General features: G+C 42.8%; 18 protein-coding genes. 10 read left to right on the top strand and 8 right to left on the bottom strand.

The window, feature by feature from the left end; all coding sequences use genetic code 11:
* From BGP76_RS00135 to BGP76_RS00155, 5 genes are all read left to right on the top strand, one after another.
* A partial coding sequence (locus tag BGP76_RS00135; protein WP_119843171.1) for an HYR domain-containing protein occupies positions 1 to 2,203 on the top strand: 2,203 nt, incomplete at its 5' end.
* Between the two features lie 273 nt (positions 2,204 to 2,476).
* Positions 2,477 to 3,575, top strand: a protein-coding gene (prfB, locus tag BGP76_RS00140) for a peptide chain release factor 2 (RefSeq protein WP_119843172.1) whose coding sequence is annotated in 2 segments (ribosomal slippage) — positions 2,477 to 2,536 and positions 2,538 to 3,575 — 1,098 coding nt in all. Because the reading frame shifts where the segments join, the coding sequence is not laid out codon by codon here.
* Positions 3,576 to 3,586: 11 nt separating this feature from the next.
* Complete coding sequence (locus BGP76_RS00145) at positions 3,587 to 4,489, top strand: hypothetical protein (protein ID WP_073120464.1); 903 nt, start codon at positions 3,587 to 3,589, stop codon at positions 4,487 to 4,489.
* A gap of 2 nt (positions 4,490 to 4,491) precedes the next feature.
* Complete coding sequence (locus BGP76_RS00150) at positions 4,492 to 5,823, top strand: YihY/virulence factor BrkB family protein (RefSeq protein WP_119843173.1); 1,332 nt, start codon at positions 4,492 to 4,494, stop codon at positions 5,821 to 5,823.
* Positions 5,824 to 5,923: 100 nt separating this feature from the next.
* On the top strand, positions 5,924 to 6,454 hold the full coding sequence (locus tag BGP76_RS00155) for an inorganic diphosphatase (RefSeq protein WP_073120461.1): 531 nt from the start codon (positions 5,924 to 5,926) through the stop codon (positions 6,452 to 6,454).
* 2 nt (positions 6,455 to 6,456) lie between these two features.
* On the opposite strand, the gene BGP76_RS00160 is transcribed toward BGP76_RS00155, so the two are convergent.
* The 8 genes from BGP76_RS00160 to BGP76_RS00195 form a co-directional block, all read right to left on the bottom strand.
* Entirely contained in the window at positions 6,457 to 6,966 is a 510-nt protein-coding gene (locus BGP76_RS00160; protein ID WP_073120459.1) for a PaaI family thioesterase, read from the bottom strand.
* Positions 6,967 to 7,016: 50 nt separating this feature from the next.
* Positions 7,017 to 7,649: a DUF502 domain-containing protein gene (locus tag BGP76_RS00165; RefSeq protein ID WP_119843174.1), complete on the bottom strand. Its 633-nt coding sequence runs from the start codon at positions 7,647 to 7,649 to the stop codon at positions 7,017 to 7,019.
* A 336-nt stretch (positions 7,650 to 7,985) separates the two neighbouring features.
* A complete protein-coding gene (locus BGP76_RS00170; RefSeq protein ID WP_119843175.1) occupies positions 7,986 to 8,774 on the bottom strand; it encodes a helical backbone metal receptor in 789 nt (262 codons plus the stop codon).
* Between the two features lie 155 nt (positions 8,775 to 8,929).
* On the bottom strand, positions 8,930 to 9,886 hold the full coding sequence (gene ftsY / locus BGP76_RS00175) for a signal recognition particle-docking protein FtsY (RefSeq protein ID WP_119843176.1): 957 nt from the start codon (positions 9,884 to 9,886) through the stop codon (positions 8,930 to 8,932).
* A 176-nt stretch (positions 9,887 to 10,062) separates the two neighbouring features.
* On the bottom strand, positions 10,063 to 10,215 hold the full coding sequence (locus BGP76_RS00180; protein WP_119843177.1) for a DUF4295 family protein: 153 nt from the start codon (positions 10,213 to 10,215) through the stop codon (positions 10,063 to 10,065).
* A gap of 2 nt (positions 10,216 to 10,217) precedes the next feature.
* A complete protein-coding gene (gene rpmG, locus BGP76_RS00185) occupies positions 10,218 to 10,400 on the bottom strand; it encodes a 50S ribosomal protein L33 (RefSeq protein WP_073120449.1) in 183 nt (60 codons plus the stop codon).
* Between the two features lie 12 nt (positions 10,401 to 10,412).
* Entirely contained in the window at positions 10,413 to 10,652 is a 240-nt protein-coding gene (rpmB, locus tag BGP76_RS00190; RefSeq protein WP_073120447.1) for a 50S ribosomal protein L28, read from the bottom strand.
* Positions 10,653 to 10,767: 115 nt separating this feature from the next.
* The gene (locus BGP76_RS00195) at positions 10,768 to 11,112 is read right to left on the bottom strand and encodes a translation initiation factor (RefSeq protein ID WP_073120445.1); all 345 of its coding nucleotides are present in this window, start codon (positions 11,110 to 11,112) and stop codon (positions 10,768 to 10,770) included.
* Positions 11,113 to 11,365: 253 nt separating this feature from the next.
* Here BGP76_RS00195 and BGP76_RS00200 point away from each other — a divergent pair, with 253 nt between their 5' ends.
* The 5 genes from BGP76_RS00200 (at position 11,366) to BGP76_RS00225 (ending at position 17,863) form a co-directional block, all read left to right on the top strand.
* Positions 11,366 to 12,691 (top strand): hypothetical protein, encoded by a 1,326-nt coding sequence (locus tag BGP76_RS00200; protein ID WP_119843178.1) that lies wholly within the window; start codon positions 11,366 to 11,368, stop codon positions 12,689 to 12,691.
* Positions 12,692 to 13,138: 447 nt separating this feature from the next.
* Positions 13,139 to 13,930, top strand: coding sequence for a thioredoxin family protein (locus tag BGP76_RS00210; protein ID WP_119843180.1), 792 nt, complete (start codon positions 13,139 to 13,141; stop codon positions 13,928 to 13,930).
* Between the two features lie 254 nt (positions 13,931 to 14,184).
* A complete protein-coding gene (locus BGP76_RS00215; protein ID WP_119843181.1) occupies positions 14,185 to 16,203 on the top strand; it encodes an alpha amylase C-terminal domain-containing protein in 2,019 nt (672 codons plus the stop codon).
* Positions 16,204 to 16,238: 35 nt separating this feature from the next.
* Positions 16,239 to 17,114 carry a pirin family protein gene (locus BGP76_RS00220; RefSeq protein WP_119843182.1) on the top strand — a complete coding sequence of 292 codons (876 nt, stop codon included), beginning with the start codon at positions 16,239 to 16,241 and terminating at the stop codon, positions 17,112 to 17,114.
* 92 nt (positions 17,115 to 17,206) lie between these two features.
* Positions 17,207 to 17,863, top strand: a complete 657-nt coding sequence (locus tag BGP76_RS00225) for a response regulator transcription factor (protein WP_119843183.1) — start codon at positions 17,207 to 17,209, stop codon at positions 17,861 to 17,863.
* Positions 17,864 to 18,013 lie beyond the last annotated feature (150 nt).

The raw sequence follows: 18,013 nt of genomic DNA on the forward strand, positions 1-18,013 counted from the left end.
CGTTGGAACAGTGGTTACTGCGAGCCAAGTTATCACACTGACCGCCACAGATGGTGCAGGCAACACGGAGACTTGTATCTTCAACGTGATCCCATCGGATGACACGAAACCTACGATCACTTGTCCTGCAGATCAGAATGTGAGTTTCGACGCGAGCTGTGAATATACACTGTTGGATTACACGACTATAGCAACTGCCGCTGACAATTGCGGAACTGCTACGATCACACAATCCCCAGCCGTTGGAACAGTGATTACGGCGAGCCAAGTTATCACACTGACCGCCACAGATGGTGCAGGCAACACGGAGACTTGTATCTTCAACGTGATCCCATCGGATGACACGAAACCTACGATCACTTGTCCTGCAGATCAGAATGTGAGTTTCGACGCGAGCTGTGAATATACACTGTTGGATTACACGACTATAGCAACTGCCGCTGACAATTGCGGAACTGCTACGATCACACAATCCCCAGCCGTTGGAACAGTGATTACGGCGAGCCAAGTTATCACACTGACCGCCACAGATGGAAATGGTAACACGGAGACTTGTACGTTTAGTGTGACCCCAGCCGACAACACGAAACCTGCGATCACATGCCCTGCGGATCAAAACGTGAGTTTCGACACGAGCTGTGAGTACACATTGTTGGATTACACGACTATGGCAACTGCCGTTGACAACTGTGGAACTGCTACGATCACACAATCCCCAGCCGTTGGAACAGTGATCACGGCGAGCCAAGTTATCACACTGACCGCCACAGATGGCGCAGGTAACACGGAGACTTGTACCTTCAACGTGACCCCAGCCGACAACACGAAACCTACGATCACATGTCCTTCGGATCAAAACGTGAGTTTCGACACGAGCTGTGAGTACACATTGTTGGATTACACGACTATGGCAACTGCCGTTGACAACTGTGGAACTGCGACGGTCACACAATCCCCAGCCGTTGGAACAGTGATCACTGCAAGCCAAGTCATCACACTGACCGCCACAGATGGAAATGGTAACACGGAGACCTGTACCTTCAATGTAATTCCAGCAGATGACACGAAACCTACGATCACGTGCCCCGCAGATCAGAATGTGAGTTTCGACACGAGCTGTGAGTACACGCTATTGGATTACACGACTATGGTAACTGCCGCTGACAATTGCGGAACTGCGACGGTCACACAGTCCCCAGCCGTTGGAACAGTGATCACGGCGAGCCAAGTTATCACACTGACCGCCAAACCTACGATCACATGTCCTTCGGATCAAAACGTGAGTTTCGACACGAACTGTGAGTATACGCTGTTGGATTACACGACTATGGCAACTGCCGCTGACAATTGCGGAACTGCTACGATCACACAATCCCCAGCAGTAGGTACAGTGATTACTGCGAACCAGGTGGTCACACTGACGGCTACAGATGGCGCAGGCAACACAGAGACTTGCACGTTTAGTGTGATCCCAGCTGATAACACCAAACCTACGATCACATGTCCTTCGGATGTGGAAAGTTGTGAGGAGATTATAACTTTCGAGGAGCCTACTGCTACTGATAATTGTCAAGTGTTATCGGTTACTCAAACGGCTGGTATAGCGAGTGGGGAGGCTTTTCCTGTAGGAGTGACGACCAATGAGTATATCGTTACCGATGCGAGTGGAAACACTTCTATTTGTGCTTTCACTGTCACAAGGCATCCTGTTGTCAAGGTAGATGCAGGAGTTGATGTTACGATTAATGCTGGTTTCTTTCACCGCCTAGTCTCTAGTGCAGCTGAAGCGACGCTATTCGAATGGTCACCTTCCGAAGGCTTGGATGATCCTTTTGATTTGACCACTGTCGCTCAACCTACGCGAACGACTACTTACACGCTATTGGCGACCAGTGACACAGGGTGCTCGGCTAGCGATGAGATCACCATCACGGTGAATGAACAAATAGAAGTCAATAATTTCATGAGTCCGAACTCAGATGGGAAGAATGATTTTTGGGAGATCAAAGGCAATTGGCTACTAGACGGTTGTTATGTAACGATCTATAACAGTAGGGGGGTGGTGCTATTCGAATCCTCTGGTTACAACAACGACTGGGATGGAACGGATCATGGTAAGTCCTTGCCACAGGGCGTCTACTACTATACGATCTCTTGCCCTGATAAAAACACGCAAAAAGGGAAAATAACATTGATGAAATAAATAGGTGATGAATAGAAGTAAACCTTAAGTGCCTAGTCTTTTATGATGGACTAGGTGCTGAGGTCTACCTCTTTTAGCCATTTTAAAAACGGCGTGTTTGAATTTTGTTACAGTGCTGTTTTGAGAGGAGGCAACTGACAGCTTAGAAAAGCAATACTCCATACTTGTTCTTATCTTTTATGTCTGAACTAATCCGTATTGAATTCCAGTTAAGTTGTGCTATGTCGGGGACACTGTATAAATTTGGAGTCTCATTTTAGAAAAACACAGAGAATGACTGGAGATCAATTGAAGGAATTAACGGCCCGAGTGATAGCACTTCGGGGCTATCTTTGACTATGATGTCAAAGTAAAAGAAGTAGAGGAAGAAGAGACGATTACTATGCAGGCGGATTTTTGGAATGATCCCAAAGAAGCCGAAGGGGTCCTCAAACAAATCAAAGCTAAAAAAGTCTGGACAGATGGATATGAAAGCGTCAATACACTGAAAGAAGATGTAGAGACGCTTTATGAGTTTTATGAAGCCGATGAGGTAGAGATGTCCGAAGTAGACGCGGCGTACAAAAAGGCAATCACTGCATTAGAGGATCTCGAATTTAAGCGTATGCTGAGTGGAGAGGAAGATCAACTCGGGGCAGTGATGGAGATTAACCCAGGTGCTGGCGGAACCGAGAGTCAAGATTGGGCAGAGATTATCCACAGGATGTATATCATGTGGGGAGAGAAAAATGGGTTCAAAGTCCGACAACTCAACTACCAAGCTGGTGAAACGGCTGGGCTTAAATCTGCGACCATCGAGTTTGATGGGCAGTTTGGCTATGGCTATTTGAAATCTGAAATTGGCGTACATCGTCTGGTGCGAATCTCACCTTTTGATTCGGGGGGGAGACGTCATACTTCTTTCGTATCGGTGTATGTGTATCCTATCGTTGATGACTCTATCGAGATAGAAATCAACCCAGGAGATATAGAGTTTCATACCTCACGATCAGGTGGGGCCGGTGGTCAGAATGTCAACAAAGTCGAGACGAAAGTACAGCTGACGCATAAGCCGTCAGGAATCGTGATCGTCTGTCAAATCGAACGTTCGCAACTGGCCAACAAGGAGCACGCCATGCGTATGCTCAAGTCACAGCTTTATCAAAAAGAAGTGGAAAAGCGCAATGCCAAACGCGATGAGATCGAAAGTACCAAGATGAAGATCGATTTTGGTAGTCAGATCCGAAACTACGTTCTACATCCCTACAAACTGATCAAAGATGCACGAACGGGCGTAGAAAGAACAGACGTGCAAAACGTGCTAGATGGGGATTTAAATGACTATATTAAAGCTTTCTTAATGGAACAAACTGCTAGTTCGGAGGCAGAGTAAAACTTCAGTATATGAAATTTGCAGCAATAGATATCGGATCCAATGGTGTGCGTTTTCAGGTGACCAATGTGATTCGGTATGGTGACGAGACCACATTCAAGCGTTTACATTTTATGCGTTTCCCACTCAGGTTGGGAGCGGATGTGTTCGAGGGACATCATACGCTCAGTGAGGAGACGATGGAGCGTTTTGTGAAGTTGATGACCGCATATAAAGCTATCGTAGATTTATATAACGTTGATGAGTGTTTTGCCTGTGCGACTTCTGCGATGCGGGAGGCCAAAAATGGCAAGGAACTTATCCAGCGTGTGAAGGATGCTTGTGGTTTGGAGATTAAAATTATCTCTGGTGCCATGGAAGCGGACATGATCAACAAGGTCATCGCGTTTCATCTCACCGACAAAAATAACGTGCATATCGATGTGGGTGGAGGTAGTACCGAACTGATCCTTTACCAGAAAAAGGAAAAAGTTGCTGCAAAATCATTTAACCTCGGGTCTGTTCGATCACTCAAGACTGCTGAGAAGAAGGATATGTGGGACAAGATGAACAAGTGGGTCAAAGATCACCTGCCAGATCATGAAGATATCGTCGCGCTAGGTACAGGAGGTAACATTAAAAAGCTCTCCGAACTGATCAATGGCGTCAAGGGGGGAGTCGTACAGCTCGATCAACTCATCGCCATGCGAACCAAACTTCTAAATATGGACTATGAGGAGCGAATGAATAAATTGAAGTTGAATGCCGATAGAGCGGATGTGATTATTCCTGCGTCGAGCATTTATATCAATGCCATGCAGCAGGCAGGAGCCACCGAAATCATCGTACCCAATGTGGGACTAAAGGATGGTATCATGACTTATTTATATGAGAAGAATGTCTCTAAAATGGGTAAGTTCCAATACAACAACTAATCATGAAAAGGCTTAAAGTTCAACTGCAACGATCGCGGGACTTTGTGAATACGGACATCTGGAAGTCTACTGATGAGGTAGGATTCGTCGCGTTTAGAAATAAAGTACTACGCATCATCATGATCGTGATAGCCGAAATCAAAAAGGACAACATTGCGATTAAGGCGTCTGCCACGACTTATCTCAGTCTGTTGTCTATCGTTCCCTTGATGGCGATTGTACTCGGTGTGTCCAAAGGCTTTGGGCTGGAGGGCGTGATCGAGGAGGAGTTGGATCGTTTGTTCCTCGGGCAGGATGTGGTCAAGGAGTCCATATTAGGTTTTGCACAGGAGATGCTCAACAATACCAAAGGAGGCGTGATCGTCGGCGTTTCGGTCATCGTTTTGTTCTTTACGGTCATGAGACTGCTGCATAACCTAGAGGAGGTGTTTAATGATATATGGGGCAAGCAGCGATCTAGAAATTTGATTCGGAAGTTTACGGACTATCTGGCTCTACTGATTTTTGCTCCGATACTGGTGATCCTTTCTGGTGGCGTTACCATCTTTATAGAGAATAAAATTAGGTCTTTTAGTCGAATCAGTGAGTTGGAGGATCTGCTCACGCCAGTTGCAGCATTCTTTGTGCAGTTGTCTCCATTTGTGTTGATATGGCTATTGTTTACACTGATCTATATCATCATGCCCAATGTCAAGGTAACCTTCAAGAGTGGGGTCATAGCAGGTATGATTGCAGGGACACTGTTCCAGTTAGCGCAGTGGGGTTTTATCAATTTCTCTTTCTTGATGGGTGGTTATGGTGCAGTGTACGGAGGTTTGGCCGTATTGCCCGTCTTTTTCTTTTTTACGCAGCTTAGTTGGACGATTGTCTTTATAGGAGGAGAGTTATCTTATGCGATACAAAATGAGAAGGAGTTTATTCCAGAGGAAAGAAAGATACAGTTTAGCTATTCGGAAAAAAGAAAAATAGCCATTACCGTCATGATGGCCATTGTTAAGGCATTTGAGTCGGGTGAACCACCCTATACCAAAATGCTATTATGTAAGAAATTAGAAATTCCACACCGCTTTATCTCCAATGCCGTCAACCGACTGGTCAACGCTGGGATGCTAACCAAAAGCCTACATGACGAGGAGTCTCATCATGTGTACTTGCCTTCTAGAGATATCAATAAGATCGATATCGACTATGTCATCAATCGACTGGAGAATGTAGGAGTCGAAGGGCTCTACGATCAGAAGATCAGCGAAGTAGGAGTGGTCGAGGAGTACATGAAGAAACTCAAAGAAGAACAATGTAAATCCAAAAATAATAAGCTGCTCAAGGATCTGTAACAGTCTAAAAGTCGCAACCTGTCTGTCATTTCTAGTAGGATATGTGTGGCTTTTGAATCTAAGTACTAACTTTGCGCCGCAATCAATAAAACTAAATTTTATGGCAAACCCCTGGCATGATGTCCGAATAGGACAAGGAGCACCAGAAGTGGTAACAGGTATCGTAGAAATACCAACGAATACTAGAGCAAAATACGAATTAGATAAGGAGAGTGGTCTGTTGATGTTAGATAGAGTATTGTACTCTTCGATCAACTATCCGGCCAATTATGGGTTCATCCCACGTACATACTGTGACGATGGTGATCCACTAGATATCTTGATCATGTCTCAGATCGAAGTGGTGCCGATGTGTATCGTACAGGCCAATGTGATCGGTGTGATGAGAATGCTCGACGAAGGAGAGGCTGATGACAAGATCATCGCAGTAGCGTCTAATGACATGAGTGTCAATCACTACAGTGATATTTCAGAGTTGCCCCCACACTTTGTGAAAGAGCTAAGAAGCTTCTTCGAAGATTATAAAAAACTGGAAAATAAATCGGTACAAGTGGAAGAGTTCCAAAACAAGGAAGTAGCGATGCAAATCGTCAATCAAAGTATCGAGGATTATCAGGCAAAGTTCGGCTGAACTTAATCTAGCCTTTTGAAATTCCAAGAAAAGTGGAACACTGATACCAGTGTTCCACTTTTTGTTTTCCCCTCTACACGAGCAGATACCGTCACGGATTCTGTGCTTTTTTTGGCTTGTTCTACTCCTGCGAGCATTTTTTGTGCATCGGCACAGGTGAAGTAGATTCTTTCTTTGGCCTGTTTTAGGAACTCCGCCTTATTCTCCACAATGATAGTTAGTATTTTAGGCTTTACACCTTGTGTAGCGGTCAGTGCGAGTACACCTGTCGACAGTTCTGCTGCCATTCCTTGTACTGCAAAATACATAGATCCAAATGGGTTTTGGTTGAGCCAGCGGTGCTTGACTGTGGTCACCGCTTGGTCTTCGTTGATTTCGATGACTTTCATGCCGCTGAGCCAGCCCATGGGGAGTTTGGCGATGAGGAATAGCCTGAGTTTCCAAGAACTCGTAAACTGCCTGCTAAACTTTCGCTGGCGATCTGTGAATGAGAGTCGGGGCGTGTTGTTCATAGGATCAATATAAGCAAATCAGAGGATACTCCTGTAGCCCTGATATGGCTTTAGTCATTGGTTTTGTCAAACATGCCTGCATGAACCTTTCCTTGTAGGATTTTGTGAGAGCCTTGTCCCAGTTTTTTGGATATTTTCATGGCGTTGGCTTCTGAGATATTGATTTTTTTGAGTCGTTCGTTTTTAACGAGCATCACTTCTCCAGATAGTGGGCTAGGTGCTCCGGGTAAAAACACGGCGCTAAGGTCATCATCGATTCGATCCATCAAAAAACCAATCTGCCAAGCCTCTTCCATGTCGACGAGTACTACTTCGTTTCGTTTGTCAGATTCTAGCCCTGCGAGGGTTTCGGTCATGCCTTTGATCAATGAATAGCCCGGTATGACGGACTGGAGTTTTTGTTCTAGCCAGTTTTTTCGTTTGTTGATGCGTCGAGATTTGGCTAGCAGTCCTGCCAAGAAGCAAAGCAATAGGAGCAGAAAGAAAGCCAGTATGCGGTTGAGCGTGATGCCTCCGATGTGTTCTATAGGGATGAGGTTCGAGATAGGGGAGACCAATGTGCGGAAGATGACTAGTGCTTTTTCGAATAAGAAGATCAGGACACCAAAGGGAACGATCAACAAGAAACCACCGATCACTGTGGTTTTTACAAATTCTAAAATGTCTTTGATGAGTTGTTTCATTTTTAAAGGCTAGCTACTTTTTTTCTATAGGTTTGTACTATGTGTCAAAGTTTCCTTTGATGTTTATTGGTGAAGATAATGTTTCGGGTTCTAAATAGCCAAAACTACCCTGTGACCTATGAGGATGGGAGGGAGTGCCATTCGGAGATTGAAGACTAACGTGTTAGTAGAGGAGTTTATGACTACTATCCAATCGACTAGATTTTGTTTTATATGGTGACATAGCTTGGGTGTTTACCATTATCTGTAGCGAAAGAATAGTGCAGAATATTGCATATGCTGTTGCCGATCATAAAATGAGTTGGCTGCTTGTCTGTTTTTGTTGCAAATTCAGACCTATGACGGTCGAGTAATCCTATTGATCAAACGGCTAAAATAAGCTACACTCAGACACAGACGGCTACCATACCAGCTAAACATCTCACCGTCCACGAGTAGCACTTGGCTATCTGGCAACAAGGTTTGAATACGCTCAGCATGCTGGTCGCCAAAAGGAAAAGGCTCAGAAGAGAGCATCACTACTTCAGGTCTCAACGCAACGATCTCCTCGTCCGTCAAGATAGGGTAGCGATTAGCGGTTACGACATTCTCGTATCCACAGCGCTGCAACATATCATCTATAAAAGTATCACGGCCAACAGTCATCCATGGATTTTGCCAGATGAGGTAGAGTACACGCTGTGACTTGGTCTGAGGGAGAGACTGGAAAGAGGTTTGAATCTCATCTGCCAACGATACTGCACGTGACAGACTCCCTGTAGCTTCGCCAACAGTTCGAATCATCTCAAGCACCTCCGACAGATCATTGATATCACTCACCCAGACAGGGTAGTGTGGTATCAAGGCTTCCACATCTTCTCTCGTATTTTCTTCCTTATTGGCTAAGATGAGATCAGGGGCTAGTGATACAATTACATCATGCTTGAGCTGTTTTGTGCCTCCTATTCGCGTTTTGGTCTTTCTCCACGATTCAGGGTGTATACAAAATTTCGTAATTCCCACCACTCGATCTCCCACCCCGAGATCATATAGCAACTCCGTCAGCGAAGGTACTAGGCTGATAATCCGCTGAGGCAGTTCAGGAAGGGTTACAGTTCGATCTAATTGATCTTTGTATTGAGGCATGGAGAAGTTAAGTATATTTTGTACTCTATAAGTTATCACTTGACGTAAGTGAAATAGACAAGCATAAATAGAGAAATCACCTTTTTCAATACAAAACATACTGTCAGAACAGTCCTTAATTTTATATCATCCTAAGAAACCACTCAAGGTAAAGCTTAAATCTTCTTGAAAAACGAATCGACGAATTCAACTTTGTTGAAGACCTGGAGGTCATCGATTCCTTCACCTACTCCTATGTATTTAACAGGGATTTTGAATTGATCTGAGATTCCGATAACTACTCCACCTTTGGCAGTGCCATCGAGTTTTGTGATCGCTAGCGCGCTCACATCAGTAGCTTTAGTAAACTCCTGAGCCTGTATAAAAGCATTTTGGCCTGTACTCCCATCTAATACAAGCATGATTTCATGTGGTGCTTCTGGCACGAACTTCTGAATCACCTTTTTAATCTTTGTCAGCTCATTCATCAGATTGACTTTGGTATGCAGCCTACCCGCTGTATCGATGATCACGATATCCGCCTGCTCATCCACTGCACGCTTCACTGCGTCGAATGCTACTGCAGATGGGTCTGTATTCATCCCATGAGACACGACTGGCACGCCGACTCGATCACCCCACAGGATCAACTGATCGACAGCTGCTGCACGAAAAGTGTCCGCAGCACCTAGGATCACACTTTTACCCGCTTTCTTAAACTGAGCCGAGAGCTTTCCTATCGTCGTAGTTTTTCCCACACCATTGACCCCTACCACTAGAAGTACATAAGGCTTCTTGTCCGTAGGTAGCGAAAAGTCTGTGCCATCCGTAGTGTTATTTTCTTCAAGTAACCCTGCGATCTCCTCCCTCAAAATCACATTGAGCTGATCCGTATTCAGGTATTTATCTTTGGCTACACGTGCTTCGATACGTTCGATGATTTTGACTGTAGTATCCACACCTACATCTGAGGTGATGAGCACCTCCTCTAGTTCATCTAATACGTCATCATCGACGCTTGATCGCCCCGCGACAGCTTTCCCAAGTTTGTTAAAGAAACTTTCCTTTGATTTCTCCAAGCCCTTGTCTAGGCTTTCCTTTTTGTCCTTAGAAAATATTTTGAATAAACTCATGATGGATATATTAATCGGGTCTGATCAAAAATAAACGGAATATTGCAAACAAAGGTCATGACGAGATACATCAAACTTACATTTGAAGCAAATACATGATTTTTCATCAAAAATCCGAAAACAAAAAAAGTCTCCTGAATCAACAGGAGACTTCCATTCTAATATTTTAGAATCGTTTATTTAGAAGAGAGTACTTCTTTTACTCTATCTTCTGTCACGATCTCTTCACGGAAAGAATAAGCACCAGACTTAGTCTTTACAGCTTTGATCACTTTGGCGAATTTTACTCCGTCCTTTTTTTTCAGCGTTGCAACTACCTTCTTAGCCATCGTTATTTAATTTCCTTGTGAACAGTATATTTCTTCAAAACAGCGTTGAATTTTTTCAACTCCATTCTATCAGGAGTGTTCTTCCTGTTTTTCGTAGTGATGTACCTAGAAGTACCCGGCTGACCACTTTGTTTGTGCTCCGTGCATTCTAATATTACTTGTACTCTATTACCTTTCTTAGCCATCTTAATCTAATATTATAGTACGATGTTACCTTTATCTTGGGCCTTTTTCAATACAGCAGATATTCCGTGCTTATTGATGGTCTTCAATGCAGTAGAAGATACTTTCAAAGTCACCCACTTATCCTCTTCAGGGATATAAAATCTCTTTTTGAAAAGATTTGGAAGGAACTTTCTCTTCGTTCTGTTATTCGCATGGGAAACGTTGTTTCCTGTTCTTGGCCTCTTACCAGTTATTTGACAAACTCTTGACATGATTTCTCGTCTTTTATCGATCCTGAAAAAAATCGGAGTGCAAATATAGGTTTCTTTTTAGAAAAACCATAGTCATAGCGTAAAAAGTCACGGGTTTTTGCACCTAATTTCAATTCTAAATTTTCCTTGCTTTATATCCTTCTTTCTCCAAGATCTGAACCACCTTGTCTCGGAGATCGCCTTGGATGATGATCTCTCGATCTTTCACATTGCCTCCTACCCCACATTTTGACTTGACCAGTTTGCCCAGTTCTTTGAGATCTCCAGTCATCCCCACGAATCCTGTAACTAAGGTCACTTGCTTTCCACCCCTGTTCTTTTTGTCCAACAGGACTCTCAATTGTTGATCTTGCTTGGCCAATGTCTCTTCCTCTAGTTCTTCGTTTTCAGTATAATCAAAGCTATCCTCGGTAGAATAAACAACGCCGATTCGATTCTTGAAATTATTTTTCTTCGCCATATTAGATTGTATTGAAGAGTGCAAAGAAAACAATAATGAACGGAGTGTACGTCTTGCCCTCGGAAAAATGCGTTTAATTAGTGAATAAAATGTGATTTATAACATTCTTTCCCCACTACTCCATGGATTAAAGAAAATGTAAACTAAATTACAATAGAGTTAAGTGCAATCATTGTACTTGACTTTGTATTAAAAAGCAAGCACGTTTGTGATAATTACAATCTAGTTATAAGCATAGTATTTAAGAAAAACAATGAAACATCTTAAGCCGACCTTAATATTAGTCCTTTCACTTTCAACCATTTTGTCCTGTACTGATAATGAGCTAGAGCCAGAAGTAACACAAGACTTCCAATCGGTTTTCAAAACCACTAGTATATCTGAAGATCAATGCCTAGAAGACATAATCTGGACTTTAGGGGAAGGAGACCCAAATCTTCGACGAAACGCACAATATATCACTACTAAGTTTGGTATACTGGATTTAGAGCAAATTATAGAAAGAATAAGTGACCCAGAACAATCCGCTTCACACTACAGCATTCGTTTAGTTACTGAAGACCCTACGGTGGTCGAATTTTTAATCTTAGTTTCCTCTTCTGAAGGCTACATTGGGTACATCCTACAATACATCCCTGATAACATTGTAGCATTTGCAACACTCTTTCTCGAAAATTACTCTGGACAACTCAATGTTCTAAATTTGGACAGAAGCATTCAGGCTACAGAGTATTTTGAAGCAGGTAAACAACAAATCGCTTCCTCCAATGCGAGAACAAACGACAAAGCAAAATGCGACTGTAAGATGAGTAGTACGGCTGTATATGGACCAATCACTGGTACCGTGATTGGTCATGACAAGACGATTCTTTGTACATGCGACAATGGAGGTGGAGGCAGTATACTCGGTATAGGACAGTTAATAGAGTCACCTACAAATGGAGGTGGCGCATTCGGTGGAAATGGCAGTTCAACTGGTAGTGGGGGTAGCGGTAGTCCTACTGGTAAAAAGTATGGAGGGAATGGTGAAAAAATAGGATTAGAATTGACTACTGAATTAATTATTTCTAATAATGTGAGTTCAGTGGAAAAAGATTTAGATCAGCTTCCTAGTAACTACCTTAGAGATAAATATGTTCCAAGAATGACAAAAAATGAGCTTAATTATTTTGACAACAATCTTACTCCAAGTCAAAAAATAGTATATCTAAAATCGGCTTATAGAGCTGAAAAAACAATACAGAATTTAGCTCCTTTAAGTTCAAGCTTACACAATGATCAATATGATGCTTTACGTCATACATATTTACATGCACTCCTATGCAAAGACTTGAGTATTGAATTATCAAAAACACTTGGGGATTTACACGAAGACTTTAATTCAAATCCAAATCTGGAAAAAGCAATGGATTTATTCAATAACCAAAAAGGAAGAGATGTTTTTAGTTTACTTGCCCTTTCTACGGATAATTTGACTCCTCATTTTGTAAATGTTGGTTTATTGATTAAATCCATCGAGTCAATGAAAAATGGGAACCTTCGAAAAATAAAAAGAAATGAGCTCGTACCAACTCCCTAAAATAGTAGCAATTATCCTACTATTGTCTTCATGCCAAAAGAAAGGCAACGAAATACGACACACTGATATTCAAATTAACAAAAATCAACACGTTGATTTTTGTTATATCAATAATGGCAACTGGGACACTATTATTATCATCCCTCCATATTCAAAACTCGACTTGTTATATTTCAAGGATGAAGCGTATATGGATAAGGTTTCAAAAATTCAAAGTATCGACTGGATCAACATGCTTCTCATCAAAAAAGACGAAATAGAGGTTGGATACATAGAAGTACCACGATCCTATCTTGACTTTAAAACCTCGAATTTCTCATACATCACCAGAAACAATTGTTCAATTTCTTACCATAAAACAAAAGAATCTGATGTGCCATTGATCCAAACCGAGGAGTTAACTTTAACGAAGTAAAAATCAGCAAGTGTATTGAAGAATTTGACCCCATGTTTCGACAATCTCTATTAATCACCTTTCAGTTATTGTTTGTTCACTCATTAACTCAAGCCCAAACTCACTGGGAAGCATCACTTGTTTCTGCTCAACAAAAAGCCATTGAAGAACAGAAACTGATTATCATAGATATTGATGCCGAATGGTGTAAACCTTGCAAAGTAATGAATAAGGAACTCTGGGAAAGCGAGGACATGAAAGCCTACTCATATCAATTCATTTTTGTGAGACTTGACTTTGAAAAAGACAGGGGTCTAACCAATAGAGTCGGCGTAAGCGCCCTTCCATCTGTTCTAGTTACAGACCCCATAGGGAACACGATATGGAGTCAGCAAGGATACAGAGGAAAAGCACACTACTTGTCCATTTTCAAGGCGCTACCTCCATATAAAGTCCCGATCAAACAGTTATTGATTGGAAATAACAACCAATTAGACATAGAGGGTTGGAAGACCATCGCTAACCTCTATCAGACACTGGCACTTTCCTCTAGCCATGAAGAAATCCGATTGGGTCTACTGAAAATAAGTTCAGCCTACTATGAAGAAATAGACAAGAAAACAGATGACGATGTAAACATAAAAACACAGCTCATACTCAATGAGGCAATGGAAGGAAACCATAAAAGAAGCTTAAAAAAAATAGAGCGTCTAGCTCCGCCCGAATCAGAAACAGTCCACTTCATTTACGCCTTGTGCCATTTGCACCTCGGTAACCAACAAGCTTATTCTGAACATGTAGAAAAGGTTATCTCTGATAAATACCTGAGCATCCTTTTCAACTAAAAAGGTGAAAATACTTGATACTAAACTACAGCTAGTAGTGCTTTCATTTTTACAACAATACTTCCTCGTCAGAGCATAAAAGTGCCGTTAAAATGCAGGGTTTGCACTGGACTGGTTACGGTAGTAGCATTGTGTAAAAGATATTGGATCAGATGTTTCGATTCACGAGGGATCAATCATATCTTGTATGGATAAAGCAGTGGTGATATATCATTTGCTATCTATGAGAAAATAAAGACTAGCGTACATCTTCTATGAAAAAAGAAATTGGTTTAGTAGCAGACGATGGGTGGCTCAAGCCCTACGAAGCAGATATTATACAACGATATGACTTTTATCGCAATCGTCTAGAGAAGATAGAGAAAGGCCATGGTTCACTAGAGTCTTTTGCATCGGGCGATAGCTACTATGGGTTTAATTATGACAAGAAGGCCAAAGGCTGGTGGTATCGCGAGTGGGCACCAGCTGCAGATGGGCTTGCGCTGATCGGTGATTTCAACGACTGGGACGCTGAACTCCACCCATTGACGCAAGATGAACATGGTACTTGGGGGGTGTTTGTAGCGGATCATTCCGAACACCCACTGATGCATGAATCCCTGCTCAAGGTCAAGGTGCAAAATGGTTTTCAAGACCGAGACAGACTGCCTGCATATATCAAGCGGGCAGTGCAAGATGAGAAAACCTATGATTTCAAAGGGCAGATATGGGCTCCCAAGAAAAAATTTAAATGGTCCGACAAGAAATTTAGCCCAAAGGCTATTACTAACCCTGTCATCTACGAATGTCATATCGGAATGGCGCAAGAGAAAGAAGGCGTAGGAACTTACGTCGAGTTTGCCGATGAAGTGCTCCCACGTGTCGCCAAGCTCGGGTACAACTGTCTGCAAATGATGGCGATCCAAGAGCATCCATATTATGGGTCATTTGGGTATCACGTGTCCAATTTCTTTGCTCCTACGTCACGTTTTGGGACTCCCGAAGATCTAAAATACCTGATAGATAAAGCACACGGTCTAGGAATAGCAGTCATCATGGATGCTGTCTATTCACATGCAGTGAAGAACATCGCTGAGGGACTCAATGATTTTGACGGGTCGGATAACCAGTATTTCCATAAGGGAGGTAGAGGTTACCATACGGGGTGGGACTCCAAGCTCTTTGACTATTCTCGCACCGAAGTATTACAGTTTTTACTATCCAGTGTACGGTATTGGATCGAAGAGTTTCATTTTGATGGTTTTCGATTCGACGGAGTGACGTCTATGCTTTATCATCACCATGGAGAGGGAGTGGCTTTTGATCACTATGACAAGTACTTCAAGGATATGGTGGATTGGGACGCTATCTGTTTTTTGCAACTCGCCAATACGCTAACCCATGAGCTGAAACCAGGCGCGATCAATATCGCTGAGGACATGAGTGGCATGCCAGGTATGTGTCGATCTGTAGAAGATGGTGGAATAGGTTTTGACTACAGACTGGGAATGGGTATTCCTGACTATTGGATCAAAACCCTGAAACACAAAGCAGACGAGGAGTGGGATATATACGAGATGTGGGATGTGCTCAACAATCGCCGCTACAAAGAAAAAACAATCGCCTATGCCGAGTCGCATGACCAGGCTTTGGTAGGAGACAAGACTTTAGCTTTTTGGCTGATGGATAAGGAGATGTACTGGCACATGTCCAAGGGAGATGCGAATCCCGTGATAGATCGTGGAATGGCACTGCACAAGATGCTTAGGCTTTTTACAGGAGCATTAGGTGGCGAAGGGTATTTGACCTTTATAGGGAATGAATTTGGCCATCCCGAGTGGATAGATTTTCCTCGTGAAGGTAATGGCTGGAGTTATAAATATGCTCGTAGACAGTGGTCTCTGGTCGACAATGAACAATTGAAATATCAACAGCTCAATGATTTTGATGGAGCTATGATTCATTTGCTCAAAAGGTATCAAGTATTGTCCGCTCAGCCTGCACAGCAGCTCAATATGGATGGAACCAATCAGGTCATCGTTTTTGAACGCAATAATTTGATCTTCGTTTTCAATTTTAGCACGTCTAGTTCTGTGGCTGACTATCGGTTTTTTATCAATCAGCCAGGGACTTTTCAGATCGTGCTGGATAGTGATGACACTGCGTTTGGTGGACATGCGAGGTGTGATGCCAGTGTGTTTCATACTACTGTAGAAGTGGAAGGGAGGCCGCAGCTGAGTCTGTACACTCCATGTAGATCCGTGCAGGTTTATGCTAATCAGATCAATAGTTAAATCGTGGAGTTAAGTTTTTTGAAAACAACTATAACATGGCAAACAATAAGCTTTTAGTCGATGAGCGTCAGGCCGATTTGGGCAAATTCATGGTTGGGCGATTGCTGCCCTTTCGTAAAAAAAGACAAGTAGGCCCATTTACTTTTATAGATCACATGGGACCCGCCCAAATGGGCAATGGTATTTATATAGATGTAGACCAGCATCCGCATATTGGGCTGAGTACATTGACCTATCTTTTCGAAGGATCGATAGAGCATAGTGATAGCGTAGGTAGTAAGCAGATAATTGGCCCAGGGGATGTGGGATTCATGACAGCTGGACGTGGCGTGACGCATACCGAACGGACACCTCAGAGTGAAAGAGGTACAGGTATAATAACAATGCACGGTTATCAGATTTGGGTCGCCTTACCTAAGGATAAGGAGGAAATGGAACCACGTTTCGATTTCTACCCTAGTACAGAACTACCAAAGTGGAAATCTGGAGGACTTACTTTTAAATTAGCTGCAGGCAACGCTTTTGGGAAATCCGCTCCCCTGCAAGGCTATTCTCCGTTATTTATGGTGGACATATATGTAGAGGAGGCTACTAAGCTAGACCTACGAGATCAACTGGTCGGTGAAGTAGCGTTTGTGATTGTAAAAGGATCAATCACAGACCAAGATGAAAAAGTGGAGGCAGGCCAAATGCTGATCAGCAAGACCAACGAGGCATGCGAGATAAGTCTAGAAAAAGACACTCAACTTTTGTTGTTTGGTGGAGAGCCCTTGCCAGAAGAACGCTACCTATTATGGAATTTTGTGTCTCATAGTAAAGAAAGATTGCATCAAGCGAAGGCGGATTGGAAGAGTATGGTATTTCCTAAAATAGCGAATGATGATAGCTACATTCCATTCCCTGGAGAATAAGTGGTACTGCTAGATCATCAGGGCTGGCACGGATCATAAACTACAGCTAGCAGGGGATGGCGTTCAGTGGAAGGTAAAAGTATTTTTACTTCATGGGTATATCTTCTTACTTAGGATTTTCTAATCCTTCGATTCGTGTTTATTTAGTAGACGACCACCTTATGATGTTGGATGGTGTGTCCAAATTGATAGGTGAACTTGATGGTTATGAGGTGGTAGGTAGAGCCACGGAGATGGTAGCAGCGATTGTTGATCTCCGCGTGACGGATGTGGATTTGCTGATTACAGATTTTCAATTGCCCGACGGAGACGGCTTGGCACTGATCCGACGTGTCAAAAAGCATAAGCCCAACCTTAAAGTGATTATGCTAAGTATGTACGATGAAGCACATCTGGTCAAGGAAATCTTAAAAGAAGGAGTAGATGCCTATGTGCTCAAACGCGACTCACATCATGAGTTGGTTCATGCGCTTTCGGAAGTCAGAGCAGGTAAGAAATATATGAGCGACGATATCAATCGTATGATATTGCTTTCGCTCCACGAAGATAGGGAGCCCAAAAGCCTGACAGACCGAGAACGTGAGATTCTACGGTTGGTAGCGCAGGAGTACACCAACAAGATGATAGCAGAAGCCTTATTCATCAGTGAACGAACAGTCGAGACCCATCGCAAAAATATCTTCCGAAAGACCCGAACAAGTTCTTTGGTAGGGCTGATCAAATACGCTTATTCCAATAATCTTATTTAGTTCATTATCGATTCAGAAAGCAGTTTGATGAAATAAATAGCTACGCAATTCGGGAAGAAAGCCCCTGCTAATCGTCTCCCCAAAACGGCTGTTCAGCGATTTTTTTTTATCGTTCGGATTAAATTGAGTTTTTTCATCATATAAACTTAT

Origin of the sequence: Reichenbachiella sp. MSK19-1, from assembly GCF_003590315.1 — a bacterium.
Lineage (GTDB): Bacteria > Bacteroidota > Bacteroidia > Cytophagales > Cyclobacteriaceae > Reichenbachiella > Reichenbachiella agariperforans.

What these genes read in the sequence shown, in the direction of transcription:
- BGP76_RS00220 (WP_119843182.1), top strand. Translation starts at nt 16,239, where the DNA reads ATGGCAAACAATAAGCTTTTAGTCGATGAGCGTCAGGCCGATTTGGGC.
- BGP76_RS00160 (WP_073120459.1), bottom strand. Translation starts at nt 6,966, where the DNA reads ATGAACAACACGCCCCGACTCTCATTCACAGATCGCCAGCGAAAGTTT.
- BGP76_RS00215 (WP_119843181.1), top strand. Translation starts at nt 14,185, where the DNA reads ATGAAAAAAGAAATTGGTTTAGTAGCAGACGATGGGTGGCTCAAGCCC.
- BGP76_RS00195 (WP_073120445.1), bottom strand. Translation starts at nt 11,112, where the DNA reads ATGGCGAAGAAAAATAATTTCAAGAATCGAATCGGCGTTGTTTATTCT.
- BGP76_RS00155 (WP_073120461.1), top strand. Translation starts at nt 5,924, where the DNA reads ATGGCAAACCCCTGGCATGATGTCCGAATAGGACAAGGAGCACCAGAA.
- BGP76_RS00170 (WP_119843175.1), bottom strand. Translation starts at nt 8,774, where the DNA reads ATGCCTCAATACAAAGATCAATTAGATCGAACTGTAACCCTTCCTGAA.
- BGP76_RS00200 (WP_119843178.1), top strand. Translation starts at nt 11,366, where the DNA reads ATGAAACATCTTAAGCCGACCTTAATATTAGTCCTTTCACTTTCAACC.
- ftsY (WP_119843176.1), bottom strand. Translation starts at nt 9,886, where the DNA reads ATGAGTTTATTCAAAATATTTTCTAAGGACAAAAAGGAAAGCCTAGAC.
- rpmG (WP_073120449.1), bottom strand. Translation starts at nt 10,400, where the DNA reads ATGGCTAAGAAAGGTAATAGAGTACAAGTAATATTAGAATGCACGGAG.
- BGP76_RS00145 (WP_073120464.1), top strand. Translation starts at nt 3,587, where the DNA reads ATGAAATTTGCAGCAATAGATATCGGATCCAATGGTGTGCGTTTTCAG.
- BGP76_RS00150 (WP_119843173.1), top strand. Translation starts at nt 4,492, where the DNA reads ATGAAAAGGCTTAAAGTTCAACTGCAACGATCGCGGGACTTTGTGAAT.
- BGP76_RS00210 (WP_119843180.1), top strand. Translation starts at nt 13,139, where the DNA reads ATGTTTCGACAATCTCTATTAATCACCTTTCAGTTATTGTTTGTTCAC.
- BGP76_RS00225 (WP_119843183.1), top strand. Translation starts at nt 17,207, where the DNA reads ATGGGTATATCTTCTTACTTAGGATTTTCTAATCCTTCGATTCGTGTT.
- rpmB (WP_073120447.1), bottom strand. Translation starts at nt 10,652, where the DNA reads ATGTCAAGAGTTTGTCAAATAACTGGTAAGAGGCCAAGAACAGGAAAC.
- BGP76_RS00165 (WP_119843174.1), bottom strand. Translation starts at nt 7,649, where the DNA reads ATGAAACAACTCATCAAAGACATTTTAGAATTTGTAAAAACCACAGTG.
- BGP76_RS00180 (WP_119843177.1), bottom strand. Translation starts at nt 10,215, where the DNA reads ATGGCTAAGAAGGTAGTTGCAACGCTGAAAAAAAAGGACGGAGTAAAA.